General features: G+C 73.6%; 11 protein-coding genes. All 11 read left to right on the top strand.

What is annotated here, in order from left to right; translation table 11 throughout:
* Position 1 precedes the first annotated feature (1 nt).
* Positions 2–1,537, top strand: coding sequence for a bifunctional phosphopantothenoylcysteine decarboxylase/phosphopantothenate--cysteine ligase CoaBC (coaBC, locus tag ABGA98_RS29130; RefSeq protein ID WP_347621593.1), 1,536 nt, complete (start codon positions 2–4; stop codon positions 1,535–1,537).
* A gap of 132 nt (positions 1,538–1,669) precedes the next feature.
* Complete coding sequence (locus ABGA98_RS29125; protein ID WP_165974989.1) at positions 1,670–2,032, top strand: hypothetical protein; 363 nt, start codon at positions 1,670–1,672, stop codon at positions 2,030–2,032.
* Positions 2,033–2,161: 129 nt separating this feature from the next.
* A complete protein-coding gene (metK, locus tag ABGA98_RS29120; protein ID WP_347621592.1) occupies positions 2,162–3,349 on the top strand; it encodes a methionine adenosyltransferase in 1,188 nt (395 codons plus the stop codon).
* A gap of 383 nt (positions 3,350–3,732) precedes the next feature.
* Positions 3,733–6,645, top strand: coding sequence for a primosomal protein N' (locus ABGA98_RS29115; RefSeq protein WP_347621591.1), 2,913 nt, complete (start codon positions 3,733–3,735; stop codon positions 6,643–6,645).
* Between the two features lie 49 nt (positions 6,646–6,694).
* Positions 6,695–8,167 (top strand): hypothetical protein, encoded by a 1,473-nt coding sequence (locus ABGA98_RS29110; protein ID WP_347621590.1) that lies wholly within the window; start codon positions 6,695–6,697, stop codon positions 8,165–8,167.
* A gap of 37 nt (positions 8,168–8,204) precedes the next feature.
* A complete protein-coding gene (locus ABGA98_RS29105; RefSeq protein ID WP_347621589.1) occupies positions 8,205–9,548 on the top strand; it encodes a hypothetical protein in 1,344 nt (447 codons plus the stop codon).
* 121 nt (positions 9,549–9,669) lie between these two features.
* Positions 9,670–10,218, top strand: coding sequence for a peptide deformylase (def, locus tag ABGA98_RS29100; protein WP_347621588.1), 549 nt, complete (start codon positions 9,670–9,672; stop codon positions 10,216–10,218).
* A 4-nt stretch (positions 10,219–10,222) separates the two neighbouring features.
* Entirely contained in the window at positions 10,223–11,149 is a 927-nt protein-coding gene (fmt, locus tag ABGA98_RS29095) for a methionyl-tRNA formyltransferase (RefSeq protein WP_347621587.1), read from the top strand.
* A gap of 42 nt (positions 11,150–11,191) precedes the next feature.
* Entirely contained in the window at positions 11,192–12,658 is a 1,467-nt protein-coding gene (locus ABGA98_RS29090; RefSeq protein WP_347621586.1) for a transcription antitermination factor NusB, read from the top strand.
* A 121-nt stretch (positions 12,659–12,779) separates the two neighbouring features.
* Positions 12,780–13,757 carry a phosphatase PAP2 family protein gene (locus tag ABGA98_RS29085; protein WP_347621585.1) on the top strand — a complete coding sequence of 326 codons (978 nt, stop codon included), beginning with the start codon at positions 12,780–12,782 and terminating at the stop codon, positions 13,755–13,757.
* Between the two features lie 11 nt (positions 13,758–13,768).
* Entirely contained in the window at positions 13,769–14,431 is a 663-nt protein-coding gene (gene rpe / locus ABGA98_RS29080; RefSeq protein ID WP_347621584.1) for a ribulose-phosphate 3-epimerase, read from the top strand.
* Positions 14,432–14,452 lie beyond the last annotated feature (21 nt).

Here is a 14,452-nt window from a genome sequence, read left to right as displayed (position 1 = left end):
GATGAAGGTCGTTCTGGGCGTCAGCGGCGGCATCGCCGCGTACAAGGCTTGTGAGCTGCTGCGCCTGTTCACCGAGTCGGGGCACGAGGTGCGGGTCGTCCCGACCCGCGACGCCCTGAAGTTCGTGGGCGCGCCCACTTGGGCCGCCCTGTCCGGCAACCCCGTGACCGCCGAGGTGTGGGACGACGTCCACGAGGTGCCCCACGTGCGGATCGGCCAGCAGGCCGACCTCATCGTGGTGGCGCCCGCGACCGCCGACGTGCTCGCCAGGGCGGCGCACGGGCTGGCGGGCGATCTGCTCACCAACACGTTGCTGACCGCGAGATGCCCGGTCGTGTTCGCGCCCGCGATGCACACCGAGATGTGGCAGCATCCCGCCACCCGCGCCAACGTCGCGACGCTGCGCGAGCGCGGCTCGATCGTGATCGACCCCGCCGCTGGACGGCTCACCGGCGCCGACAGCGGGCCCGGCCGGCTGCCCGACCCGGCGGAGATCTTCCAGATCTGCCTGCGCGTGCTGCGCGGCCGGCCGCGCGACCTGTCCGGGCGCAAGGTCGTCGTGTCCGCCGGGGGCACCCGTGAGGCGATCGACCCGGTTCGCTACATCGGCAATCGTTCGTCGGGACTGCAGGGCTATGCCCTGGCCCGCACGGCGGTCGCCCGCGGGGCCGAGGTGACCCTCATCGCCGCCAACGTCACGCTGCCCGATCCCGCGGGGGCCACGGTGGTGCGGGTGGAGTCCACGGCCGAGCTGCGCGATGCGGTGCTGGCCGCCTCGGGTGACGCCGACGTCGTGGTGATGGCGGCGGCCGTGGCCGACTTCCGGCCCGCGACGCGGCACGACGAGAAGATCAAGAAGACGGATGGCGAGCCCGAGTCCATCCACTTGACGAAAAATCCCGACATCCTCGCCGAGCTCGGCCGCCGCCGTCGCCAGGCCCGCGTCCCCGATGCGACCGGTGCCGCGGGCCCGGGCGCCGGCGACCCGGCGGGCACGACGGGCCCCGGCGAGCCCGAGGGTGCGGCGGGCGCCGCGGGTGTGCCGGACACGGTCGGTGTGAACGGACCGGTGGCTGTTGCGGCCGGTGGGGCGGCGTCCAAGGGCGAGACGGACCACGGTGTCGCGCCCCGTGATGACGTGGTGCCTGGCGTCGCGTCCGGTGGTGAGGCGGTTCCCGGTGTCGCGTCCGGTGGTGACGTGGCCCGCCGGGTCGGGGCCGGGGGTGAGGGCGGCGCGTCCGGTGACGCGCGGCCGGGGGCGGCAGTGGGGGACGCGGTGCGGGAGCCGTGCCCCGAGGTGATCGTCGGCTTCGCGGCCGAGACGCACGACGTGCTCGCCAACGGGCAGGCCAAGCTCGCACGCAAGGGTTGTGACCTGCTGGTCGTCAACGAGGTGGGCGAGGGCAGGGCGTTCGGCACCTCCGACAACGCGGCCACCGTGCTCGTCGCGGGAGGTGACCCGGTCGAGGTGCCGCTCGGTCCCAAGGAGGATCTCGCCGACGTCGTGTGGGATCTCGTCGCGGCCCGTCTCGCCTGAGCGGGGACCGTACTAACGGTTGTATAAGGGATGTGGGCGGCGAAGAACGTACAAAGCGTGCCAGACCTATTCCAAATCGCATGTTGCGACACCCCCATACGCCTGCGGATACTTGGGGCAAGGGGGGATGGAATGCCGGTGGGTTCTGCTGTCAGGGATCGTTGTAGGACATTGCTCGGCGACCAAGGGGAGCTCCACTACGTCTTCCCCGCGCACTCGGTGGGAACGACGGAAAGCGGACATTTCCTCATCGTGGTCACCGATGCGGCTATTTCGGTGCTCGCCACCAGGACGCTCAGAAGCGACCGCCCCGTCGCGGTGTTCGCGTCGTTTCCGAGGCACACGAGGCTGGGCCCCATCCAGCCTGGACCGATAATCGAGCTGGGCTCGATGGCGTTCGAGTTCGATGAGGAGTACACCGCGGTGATCAAGGCCGCCGACGCGGAGGTCTTCGCGCCGGAGACCCTTCCCCCGGATCCACTGCCCGACCTGTGATGCCCGACATGCGGTGTGCGGCTTCGCGGCCGGGCGCCGGGTGGGGCTAGACTTCGGCGAAGCCCAGGTCCGCCCGTCGGGCCCTGAGCCGTACATACGTCAGCAGCCGCTGCATGAGGAGCCACTGAGTTGTCACGTCGCCTGTTCACCTCCGAGTCGGTCACCGAGGGCCACCCGGACAAGATCGCCGACCAGATCAGTGACGCGATTCTCGACACCATGCTCAAAGATGACCCGAAGAGCCGGGTCGCCGTCGAGACGATGATCACTACCGGCCAGGTCCATGTCGCAGGCGAGGTCACCACCGAGACCTACGTCGACATCCCTGGCGTCATCCGGGAGAAGATCCTTGAGATCGGCTACGACGCCTCCCACAAGGGCTTCGACGGCGCCTCGTGCGGTGTGTCGGTGTCCATCGGCGCGCAGTCGCCCGACATCGCCCAGGGTGTCGACGCCGCCTACGAGCACCGCGAGGGCGAGGACGGCGACGAGCTCGACCGCCAGGGCGCCGGTGACCAGGGCCTCATGTTCGGCTATGCCTGCCGTGAGACCCCCGAGCTGATGCCCCTGCCGATCACGCTGGCCCACCGGCTCGCCCTGCGCCTGTCCCAGGTGCGCAAGAACGGCACGGTCCCCTACCTCCGGCCCGACGGCAAGACCCAGGTCACCATCGAATACGACGGCGACACGCCGATCCGGCTCGACACCGTGGTCGTCTCGACGCAGCACGCCGCCGAGATCGACCTCAAGGAGATGCTGACGCCCGACATCAAGGAGCACGTGGTCGACCCCGTGCTCGCGGAGCTCGACCTCGACACCGAGGGCTACCGCCTGCTGGTCAACCCGACCGGCCGCTTCGAGATCGGCGGCCCGATGGGCGACGCCGGGCTCACCGGACGCAAGATCATCATTGACACCTACGGCGGCATGGCCCGCCACGGCGGCGGAGCCTTCTCGGGCAAGGATCCGTCCAAGGTCGACCGCTCGGCCGCCTACGCGATGCGCTGGGTCGCCAAGAACGTCGTCGCCGCCGGGCTCGCCGACCGGTGCGAGGTCCAGGTGGCGTACGCGATCGGCAAGGCCAAGCCGGTCGGGCTGTTCGTGGAGTGCTTCGGCACGGAGAAGGTGGCCGTGGAGAAGATCCAGGAGGCCGTCCTCCAGGTGTTCGACCTGCGCCCTGCCGCCATCATCCGCGACCTCGACCTGCTGCGGCCCATCTACTCCGAGACCGCCGCCTACGGGCACTTCGGCCGTGAGGGCTTCTCCTGGGAGTCCACCGACCGCGCCGAGGCCCTGCGCACCGCGGCCGGCATGTGAGCCTGCCGCTCCGGGCGTCTCGCTCTCCCGGCCGGTCGGCCTTGGGGCGCGGGACGCCGCCGGTCCGCATGACGTGACGCGCCGACCCCCGGGCTCCGCAGGGCCCGGGGCCGGTTCGGCGTACGGCCGGATGATCCTGGAGCGGGCCGGCCGGCACATGTCCCCCGGGCAGAGACGGCCGGGGAGTGGTCGTGGCGCCCCTGGGGATCGTCAGGGCGGCTCCCGTCGTGCGATGGGCTGTGACGCCTGCTCGCGCCATGCGCGAACGGCCTGTCAGCTGGTGTATCGGATGCCGCATTCCCTGTCCGGGATGCGGCATGCGGCGTTCGTGCCGTGTGCGGCCGCCGGACGCCGCGGGTGGTGAGGTCTGGTAGACGTAGGGCGTGACCGACTCCGACGACGCCCTTCTGCCGCTCGACGCCGTGCGGCCTCCAGCGTCGTCCAAGGACGCCAAGGGCGCTCCCGTGCCCGCTCCCGAGCGGCCGGTGGCGAGAATCGTGGTGGACAGCCCGCTGCCGCACCTCGACCGTTCTTTCGACTACCTGGTGCCGGCTTCCATGCACGACCTGGCCGAGCCGGGCGTGCGGGTCAGGGTGCGGTTCGCGGGCAAGCTCGTGGACGGGTTCCTGCTGGAGCGGGCCGAGGAGAGCGAGCACGAAGGGCGGCTCACGCCTCTCGAACGTGTGGTCTCTCCCGAACGCGTGCTCACGCCGGAGATCGCCGGGCTGGCCCGTGCCGTCGCCGACCGCTACGCGGGCACCCTGACCGACGTGCTGCGCCTCGCCGTCCCGCCGCGCCATGCCAAGGTCGAGTCGGAGACCCCCAAGACCCCGGCTCCGCCCGGGCCGGCTCCCGATGCGCCCGTCCCGGCCGCGCGCGCCACTACCGATACTCGACCCGGACTCGATGATCCGGTCACCGTGGGGAACGCGTCCCGTCCCGGCGAGGGGGAGCGGCCTCCGCCCGGTGACGCGACCGCCGCCGTGCCGCGGGGCGGCGAGACGGCCGATGCGGCGGAGCGGCCCGTCGAGGCCGCTGGTGTGGAGGGACGGCCCCGGCCAGGTCAGGTGTCCTCGGCGGAGGAGCCCCCGACGCCGGAGCAGGCGGCGCCGAGCGGCGGCGATGGCCAGGCGGCGGAGTCCGCAGGCGCCGGGAGAGCCGGAAGCGCTGAGCAGGCGGTGCGGGCCGGCGGTGAGGCGGCACGGGGCGGAAGCGCTGAGCAGGCGGTGCGGGCCGGCGGCGGCGAGGCGGCGCGGGGCCGAGGTGCTCAGCAGGCGGCGCAGTTTCACGGCGGGGAGGTGGCGCAGGGTGAGAGCGCCTGGGACGCCTATCCCACCGGGCCTTCCTTCCTGGACGCGTTGCGCGGCGGGCGGGCGCCCCGGGCCGTGTGGTCGGCCCTGCCCGGCGCCCGCGGATGGGCGAGGGCGATGGCCGAGGCCGTACGCGCGACGCTGGACGGCGGCAGGGGAGCGGTCCTGGTGGTCCCCGACGGCAAGGACGTGGCCCTGGCGGACGCCGCATTCGAGCGGGCACTCGGTCCCGGCAGGCACGTGGCGCTCACGGCCGATCTGGGGCCCGCGGAGCGGTACAGGCGGTGGCTGAAGGTGCTGAGAGGACAGGTGCGGGCCGTTGTCGGCACCAGGGCCGCCATGTTCGCCCCCGTGGCCGATCTCGGTCTGGTGGCCATCTGGGACGACGGCGACGATCTGCACGCCGAGCGCCTGGCCCCGTACCCGCATGCCCGGGAGGTGCTCGGGCTCAGGGCGCACAGGACCGGCGCGGCGATGCTGGTCGGCGGATACGCGCGCACCGCGGAGGCCACGCAGCTCGTCGCCTCCCGCTGGGCCAGGCCGATCGTGGCCGCCCGTACGACGATCAGAAGCATGGCCCCCCGCGTGCGCCCGGCGGGTGAGGACGCGGAACTGGCCAAGGACCAGGCGGCGCGGCAGGCCAGGCTGCCGAGCATCGCCTGGCGGGCCCTGCGGGAGGGGCTGGAGAGAGGGCCGGTGCTGGTGCAGGTGCCGAGACGCGGCTACCTGCCCGCCCTGGCCTGCCGGCACTGCCGTGCGCCTGCCCGCTGTGTCCTGCCGCCCACCAGGACGGCCGCCTCTGTCCTCCCGCCGTCGAGTGGGAGATCCCCTGGTCCGGCCATGGCGGGGGCGATCAGGCTCGGCGGCCCGGATCCCCTCACCGAGCCGTCCCCGGCAGGGCCGCCTGGTGGTGCGGGTCCGGTCAGCGGGCGGTCCCAGGCCGGGGAGCCCGGTGGTGCCGGTGCGATCAGCGGGCGGTCTCAGGGAGGGCGGGCCGGCGGTCCGGGTGCGGACCGAGGGCCGTCCCGGACCGATCGGCTCGGCGCCGACGGCCCGCTCGCCACACCGGCCCTGACCGGAGGCCGGGATCCGTACGGCGGCACGTCCCAGGCCGCGCAGCCCGGCGCGGGCGCCCGGCGTGAGCACCCCGCCCGCCAGGAGGGCGAGCCCGGCCGGGCCGTGGTGACCGGAGCCGGCGGGACGGGCGTGGGGGGGCCGCTGTGTCACGGCCCTTTGGCGCTCAGGGGCGGCCACGCCGCCCCCTACTGCCGCTGGTGCGGCCGGGTGGACGCGCGCTGGCGGTGCCCGTCCTGCGGAAGTCCCCGGCTGCGCGCCGTCGTCACGGGGGCCAGGCGTACGGCGGAGGAGCTCGGCAGGGCCTTCCCGTCCGTGCCGGTGCGCACGTCGGGCCGTGACGGCGTCCTGGCCACCGTGCCGTCCACCCGCGCGCTGGTCGTCGCCACCCCCGGCGCGGAACCCGTGGCCGAAGGAGGGTACGCGGCGGCCGTGCTGCTCGACGGGTGGGCGCTGCTCGGCCGGGCCGACCTGAGGGCGGCCGAGGAGGCGGTGCGCCGCTGGATGAACGCCGCCGCCCTGCTCCGCCCCGCCGCCGAGCTGGTCGTGCTGGGGGACTCCGCGCTGCCCGCCGTACAGGCGCTGGTCAGGTGGGACCCCATCACGCACGCCGAGCGTGAGCTCGGCGAGCGGGCCGAGCTCGGTTTCCCGCCCGCGGTGCGGATGGCGACGCTCACGGGCGCGGCGAGCGCGGTGAGGCAGATGCTCGACGAGGTACGCCTGCCTCCCGACGCCCAGGTGCTCGGCCCCGTGCCGGTGGACGAGCCGGGACAGGAACGCGCCATGATCCGGGTACGCCGGGCCGGGGGGGCCGCGCTGGCGGCCGCGCTCAAGGGCGCCAGCGGGGTGCGCGCGGCGCGCAAGACACCGGAGGTGGTGAGGGTGAGTGTCGACCCGCTCGACCTGATTTAAACCGTTTCCCCGATTCGCTCAACTCATGGCCAGCCGTTAGCGTGCCCCTGTGTCGATCGAATGGGTGAACCAGGCCATCGACGACCTGCGTGCCTGGGGGCGCTCGCGGGACGTCGAAGTGGACGCGGACGAGGTCCGCCTGCTCTGCGACTACGCCAGCGACTACCTCAACGTCAACGAGCCGGGTGACTTCACCCCCGAGACGTTCGATGAGCTGTTGTTGTCCATCTATCCGCGCAAGGTCATCGCGCCGCCGGAGAGCGCGCGGGAGACCGTGTCCGCGGCCCGCACTCTGGTGGCCTACCTCAGCGAGCGCGGCGCGGTCGGCGAGGAGACGGCGGCGCTCATGCGCGGCAGGCTCGACGACATCGAGCCGCGCATGCCGGAGGCGCTCGCCGACCCGGCCAACTTCGGCATGGCCAAGAGCCTGTTCAGCTCCATCGGACCAGAGTCGCTCGAGCAGTCGATCGCCATCCCGTCCGGCGAGGTGCCCGATCTGGGCGAGGCGCCCTGCGACTGCCCGGGCTGCACGCCGCTGCCGGCCGCCCGGCTGGCCTCCCCTGACGATCTGCGCGCCGGGCTCGCCTCGGTGCCGATGCTGGCCGGGCAGCCGCCGGCCGACAGCGGCGGCGACCCGATGGAGGCGTGGGCGCAGGCGGTGGCCCGCATGCTGGAGCCGGGCACGCGGGGCGCCGTGACCGGCTCGGCCGAGCTCGACGAGGGCCTCTACGACCTGTTCGACATGCTCTACCGGCTCCAGGTGCGGGTCCCCGTCACCGTGATCGGCGACTATCTCGACGAGATCGCCGGCGAGGGCGGGGCCGACCTCGACGCCGTGCTCGACCGGCTGGCCTGGCACGGCATGATCGAGGTCACCGGCGACACCGCGGAGCTCACGCCGCTGGCGGTGTGGGGGTTGCGCGAGCACTACCTGTCGCTGGGGCTCGACGCCCCGCAGGCGTCCGACCTGGCCGAGGCCGACGCCCGCGGCCTCATCGAAGGGTTGCTCGAAGGCGTGCCCGCCGAGCTGGCCGAGGACGACATCAGCCGCTGGCTGACCGGCAGGGAGGCGGGAGAGGCCGCGGCCGAGCTGCTGGGCGCCGCCTCCGGCGCGCCCGCCGTGGCCCGCGGCATCGCGATCACCATCGTCGACCGGCTCGGACCCGAGGCCGAGCCGCAGGTGCGCGACTATCTCGACGACCAGGAGCTGCGCCCGCACGCCATCCACTGGCTGGCCGCCAGGGGGCTGCCCGCGCCCCAGCTCACCCAGGAGGAACTGCTCTGGGTCAGCGTCGACATGCTCGCGCTCGCGATGCCGGCGGCCGAGGAGGACCTCGAGGTGTTCGCCGAGAACATGGCCGCCTCCGGCCCGCCCGCCCACATGATCGAGGAGATGTGGCGGGTCGACCACCCCGACGTCGTCGACGTCCTCGAGCTGCTCGGACGCTCCATACCCGACGGCACGGTCGCCAAGGCGGCCCGCAAGGCCGCGTTCAAAGCCCGATCCCGGGCCATCCGTTGAGTACGCTCATGTGACTCGTGTGCAGTAAGTTTCGTGGGTGGCCAACAATGTCTTCGACCTCGCCGAGCTGCGCAAGCTGATCGATGAGCAGGCCGCCGTGCCGTCACGGCCTCCCGTGGAGACTCACGTGGAGCACGAGGCGCTGACGTTTCCGCCGGTCCTGCTGGCGCCCGACGCCGAGCTGGCCCGGGCGGTGCCCACGGCCCCGCTGGTCGCCGACGCCATCAGGCTCACGAACTGGACGGGCACCCGGCAGGTGACCGCCGAAGGGCACCTCGACGAGGCCACCGCGCGGGCCGCGGCCGCGGAGCTCGGGGTTCCGGCCTCCCGGCTGCGCCTGATCTGGATCGTCGCCGTCAACACCGGGCTGCTGCAGATCCTCGGCGGGCGGGCCTCGCGGGGGCCGCTGTCGATGCAGCTCACCGTCGAGGCCACGCTGGAGTTCTGGGACGGTGTGGTCATGGACGTGCTCGACCGCGCCGACGAGGGACTGACGGGCTCGGCCGTGGTCGACGGCCATCTGGCCGAGATGCTCGCCACGATCTACTCCGTGCGCTCGGGCGTCGCCACCGCCAACCTCGCCCGCGGCATCCTCCAGTCCCACGAGGTCGCCTGCGCGCCCGGCCCCGTCGAGATGCGCAGGCTCGCCGCGGCGCTGCCCGCCGAGCTGCTGGAGGCGCTGTCGCTGCTTGCCTACTGCGGGCTCGTCGAGCAGACCGCCGCGGGCCGCACCGCGCTCACCCCGCTCGGCGTCTGGGCCATCCGCCGCGACCTGCTGCGCGAGGGGCACGACGCGCCGACCACGGCCGAGGTCGAGGTGTACGCCGACCTGTCCGCGGCCGAGCTGGTCGACGAGCTGGTCAAGGGGGCGGCCACGCAGAGCGCCGTCGCGGGGTGGCTGGAGCGCCGCTCGCCCGAGTCGGCCGCCCGCGCCCTGATCGAGATCGCCGCCTCCGGCACGGCGGGCCAGCGCGGCGCGGTGGGCGCGATCCTGGAAGAGCTCGGCCCGGAGGCGGAGCAGCCCGTCAGGCAGGCGCTCGGCGATCCGCTGATGCGCCGCTACGCCGCCTCGTGGCTGCACATCCGCGACCTCGATGCGCCGGCGCTCAGCCCGGAGGACCACACCTGGATCGCGGTCGACTCCCTGGCCGCGCTCATGCACCTGTCGGGCCACGCGGCTGGCCGGCTCGACACCCCCGAGCCCGGCGAAGACCTGATCAAGCTCGTCGGCGAGATGCCCGCGGTCGGTCACCCCGACACGATCGCGGTGCTCGACATGCTCGCCACCGCCCACGACGACCAGGCCGTGGTCAAGGCGGCGCGCAAGGCCGCGATGAAGGCCCGCTCGCTGGTGCACGACGGTCCGCGCACGACGTCGTAGCAGGACGGCCCCGCGCGGGTGAGCGGCCCGCCGCCGGCCGCGGGCGGCGCGGGAGGCCTCTCGCAGGTGACATGCTCTACTAAACTGGGCTGATCCACGTTCGAGAAACGGAGTGACCCCCTTGGCGATCCAGTCGATCCGGCTGTTCGGAGATCCGGTGCTGCGCACCCCGGCGGCCCCGGTCGTCGACTTCGACAAGGAGCTCCGCAAGCTGGTCAAAGACCTCACCGACACGATGATGGACGCCCCGGGCGCGGGCCTGGCGGCGCCGCAGATCGGCGTCGGGCTGCGGGTGTTCACCTACTACGTCGACGATCAGCTCGGCCACCTGATCAATCCTGACCTCGACCTGTCCTCGGAGATCGACGAGGAGGGCGAGGAGGGCTGCCTGTCCTTCCCCGGCCTGTCGTTCCCGACGCCGCGCGCAGTCCGCGCCGTGGCCAAGGGCTTCACCATGCACGGCGAGCCCGTCGTCCTCGAGGGCACCGACCTGATGGCCCGGTGCTTCCAGCACGAGACCGACCACCTCGACGGCATCCTGTTCATCGACCGCATGGACCCCAAGCAGCGCAAGCTCGCCATGAAGGCCGTGCGCGAGGCCGAGTGGAGCGGGCTGTCCGCTCCGGTGATCAGGGCCTCGCCGCACCCCACCGGCGGAAAGGCGCTCTGAGAGCATGCGTCTGGTCTTCGCGGGCACCCCTGCGACGGCGCTGCCGTCGCTGCGCACCCTCATCGACTCGCCCCGGCACGACGTGGTGGCGGTCGTCACCCGTCCCGACGCCCAGTCCGGCCGGGGGCGCAAGGTCCACCCCTCTCCGGTGGCCGAGCTCGCCGAGGAGGCGGGCATCGAGGTGCTGCGCCCGCAGAAGGCCGGCGATCCCGCCTTCCTCGACCGGCTGCGCGCTCTTGAGCCCGACTGCTGCCCGGTGGTCGCCTACGGCGCGCTGCTCCCGCAGTCCGCCCTCGACGTGCCCCGGCACGGCTGGATCAACCTGCACTTCTCGATCCTGCCCGCCTGGCGCGGGGCCGCCCCCGTCCAGCACGCCATCCTGCACGGCGACGAGATCACCGGCGCGAGCACGTTCCAGATCGTCAAGGAGCTCGACGCGGGGCCCGTCTACGGCGTGGTCACCGAGGAGATCCGGGCGTCCGACACGAGCGGCGCCCTGCTGGAACGCCTGTCGGTCTCGGGGGCGGGCCTGCTCGCCGCCACGCTCGACGGCGTCGAGGACGGCGCCCTGGAGGCCCGGCCCCAACCGGCCGACGGCGTGAGCGTCGCGCCCAAGATCTCCGTCGCCGACGCCCGGGTCGCCTGGGACAGCCCGGCCCTGCACGTCGACCGGCTGATCCGGGCCTGCACCCCGGGCCCCGGCGCCTGGACCGAGTTCAGGGGGCAGCGGGTGAAGCTCGGCCCGGTGCGGGTGCTCGCCGGCGAGCGGCTCGCGCCGGGCGAGATCGCCGCGTCGAAGACGTCGGTGCGGGTGGGCACGGCGTCCGACGCGGTGGAGATCGGCGACGTGCAGCCGCAGGGCAAGCGGCTGATGGGGGCGGTCGAGTGGGCCCGAGGGGTCCGCCCGGCAGGCGAAGAGAGCTTCAAGTGACCCGGCACGGCGCCGGCCAGGCCGCGCGGAAAGTTTGAGGGCATGACGACCAGGGGGCACCAGGGGGCCGGCGGCAACCGTACGCGCAGGCCCCAGAAGCCGGCCCAGAAAGCGGCCCAGAAATCGTCGCGGAAGCCGGCGCGCGATCAGGCTCGCAACGCGGCCTTCGACGTCGTGCGCGCCGTCGACGAGCGCGACGCCTACGCCAACCTGCTGCTGCCGCGCCTGCTGCGCGAGCGCGGGATCAGGGGGCGTGACGCGGCGCTGGCCACCGAGCTCGCCTACGGCACGCTGCGCGGCCTCGGCACCTACGACGCGATCATCGAGACGTGCAGTGACCGCACCCCCGACCCCGACGTGCTCGACGCCCTCAGGCTCGGCGCGCACCAGTTGCTGCGCATGCGCGTGCCGCCGCACGCGGCCGTCGGCACCACCGTCGACCTCGTACGCCTGCGCATCGGCGCGGGCGCGGCCAAGTTCGTCAACGCGGTGCTCCGCAAGATCGGCTCCAGGACGATCGAGGAGTGGCTGCCCATCGTCGCCCCCGATCCGGCCGACGACCCGGTCGGCCACCTCGCCGTCGCCTACGGACATCCCCGGTGGATCGTCTCCGCGTTCCGCGACGCGCTGGGCGGCCCTGACGAGCTGACCGCGCTGCTCGAGGCCGACAACGCCCGCCCGCTGGTGACGCTGGTCGCCCGGCCGGGGCGCAGCTCGGTGGCGGAGCTGGAGAAGGCGGGCGCCGCGCCGGGCCGCTACTCTCCCTACGCGGCCTACCTGCCTGAGGGCGATCCCGGCCAGATCGCGGCGGTCGGCGAGACGCGCGCCGCCGTGCAGGACGAAGCCAGCCAGCTGGTGGCGCTCGCCCTGACCCGGGTGCCGATCGAGGGCGACGGCGAGGAGCGCTGGCTCGACCTGTGCGCGGGCCCCGGCGGCAAGGCCGGGCTGCTGGACGCCATCGCCGTCCACGGAGACCTGGCGGGGCTCGACGCCGGAGCCCCCGGCGCCTTTCCCGGAGGGGCCCGGCTGCTGGCCGCCGACCTGCAGCACCACCGGGCGCGGCTGGTCTGGCAGACCACCAGGGACGCCGGCGTGGTCACCGCCGACGGCACCGAGCCGGCCTGGCGGCAGGGGGTGTTCGACCGGGTCATGCTCGACGCGCCCTGCACCGGGCTCGGCGCGTTGCGGCGGCGTCCTGAGGCGCGCTGGCGGCGCGATCCGGCCGGCATCGGCGACCTGGGCAAGCTGCAGCGGCGGCTGCTCGGCACGGCGCTCGACGCCGTGCGTCCCGGGGGCGTCGTGGCGTACGTGACCTGCTCTCCCCACCTGGCCGAGACCCGGGTCGTGGTCGGCGACGTCGCGGCCCGCAGGAAGGACGTCGAGCAGCTCGACGCGCGAGCCCACCTGCCGGGCGTCGAAGGCCTGGGGGAGGGGCCCCACGCCCAGTTCTGGCCGCACCGGCACGGCACCGACGCCATGTTCCTGGCCCTGCTGCGCAAGCGTCACTGATCGTTACGCGCGCCGTCCGCCCAGCTCACCGGGCCGGCACGGCGCGAATCATGCCGCCGGGACCGGCGCGCCGGGCATGACGGCGCGCGGATGGGAGACGATGGGCAGGATGGAGGGCAGGGTGGATCTCCTGGACGAGTTGCACCTGGCGGAGCTCGGGCCGATCGTCGGGCTCCAGCAGTGGCCCGAGTGGGTCCTGCCGGTGATGGAGCTGGTGTCGGCCCTCGGCACCGACACCTTCTACCTGCTCTGCCTACCCGTGCTCTACTGGTGCGTCAACCCCGCACTCGCCCTGCGCCTCGGGCTCACGGTGATGGTGGCGGGCGCCACGAACGCCCTCGCCAAGCTCGCCTGGCACCAGCCGAGGCCGTACTGGATCGACGCCCGCGTCCTCCCGCTGTCGCTGGAGGGCGCGTTCGGGCTGCCGTCGGGGCACGCCCAGAGCGGCACGGCCGGCCTGGGCCGGCTCGCCTCGCTGTCGGGCGGTCCGTGGGCGTGGTGGGCGGCGGGCGGGCTCGTCGGGCTGGTGTGCCTGAGCCGGGTCTATCTCGGTGTGCACTTCATCTCCGATGTCGTGGCCGGGGTGGTGCTCGGGCTGGTCGTGCTGGTGCTCGTCATCAAGCTGGAACGCCCCGTGACGGCGTGGTGGCGGCGGCAGGCGCTGTGGGCGCAGCTGGCCGCCTCCGCGGCGCTGTCGTTCGCGCTGATCGGCGCGGCGGCGCTCATCAACACCCCCTACGCCGGCTGGTCGCCGCCCGCGGCGTGGAGCCCCGCCGGCGCCGTCGACCCCGAGAACCTCGACCGGGTCGTCATCCTCGCCGGGCTGCTGGCCGGCACGCTGGCGGGCACCTCGATCATGCACCGGATCGGCTGGTTCGAGGCGGGCGGGCCGCCCGGCGTGCGCGTCGCCCGCTGGCTGCTCGGCACGCTCGTCGCCGTGGCCGTCTTCTACGTCATGCGCGAGCAGCTGCCGCAGACCGGCGCCGTCCTGTACACCGGATACGCGCTGGTGGCGCTCTGGGTGCAGCTGGGAGCGCCGGTGTTGTTCATCAGGCTCGGGCTGATGGCCCCGGCGAGACGGGTGCAGGCCGTTCAATAGACTGGCGCATCATGGCCGTACAGATCTCGCCCAGCATCCTCGCCGCCGACTTCGCCAGGCTCGCCGACGAGGCCGCCGCCGTGCCCAACGCCGACTGGCTGCACGTCGACGTGATGGACTACCACTTCGTCCCCAACCTCACCCTGGGCCTGCCGGTGGTCGAGTCGCTGCGCAAGGCGACCGACAAGCCGCTCGACTGCCACCTCATGATCGCCGAGCCCGACCGCTGGGCGCCTCAGTACGCCGAGGCGGGCGCCGGCAGCGTCACCATCCACGCGGAGGCGGCACGGGCTCCCGTCCGCACGCTGCGCGAGATCCGCGCGCTCGGGGCCAGGGCGGGCCTCGCGCTCAACCCGGCCACGGCGGTCGAGCCGTTCGAAGACCTGCTGGGCGAGGTCGACATGCTGCTGCTGATGACCGTCGAGCCGGGGTTCGGCGGGCAGAAGTTCCTCGACGTGGTGCTGCCGAAGGTGCGGCGGGCGCGCGAGCTCGTCGACAGGCACGGCGGGCGTGTGTGGCTGCAGGTGGACGGCGGGGTGACCGGCGAGACCATCGAGCGCTGCGCCGAGGCGGGCGCCGACGTGTTCGTGGCGGGCAGTGCCGTCTTCGGCGCGTCCGACCCGATGGCCGCCGTCGACGGGCTCAGGGCCGCCGCAGAGCGCGCCGGCTCGTGACATGAAATGCCGGTTGCCGGG

The organism is Nonomuraea sp. B1E8, from assembly GCF_039871515.1.
Classification (GTDB): domain Bacteria; phylum Actinomycetota; class Actinomycetes; order Streptosporangiales; family Streptosporangiaceae; genus Nonomuraea.
The sequence above is the reverse complement of the archived record's forward strand: the minus strand, read 5'-3'. Positions and strand labels throughout refer to the sequence as shown.

What these genes read in the sequence shown, in the direction of transcription:
- ABGA98_RS29090 (WP_347621586.1), top strand. Translation starts at nt 11,192, where the DNA reads ATGACGACCAGGGGGCACCAGGGGGCCGGCGGCAACCGTACGCGCAGG.
- coaBC (WP_347621593.1), top strand. Translation starts at nt 2, where the DNA reads ATGAAGGTCGTTCTGGGCGTCAGCGGCGGCATCGCCGCGTACAAGGCT.
- rpe (WP_347621584.1), top strand. Translation starts at nt 13,769, where the DNA reads ATGGCCGTACAGATCTCGCCCAGCATCCTCGCCGCCGACTTCGCCAGG.
- fmt (WP_347621587.1), top strand. Translation starts at nt 10,223, where the DNA reads ATGCGTCTGGTCTTCGCGGGCACCCCTGCGACGGCGCTGCCGTCGCTG.
- ABGA98_RS29125 (WP_165974989.1), top strand. Translation starts at nt 1,670, where the DNA reads ATGCCGGTGGGTTCTGCTGTCAGGGATCGTTGTAGGACATTGCTCGGC.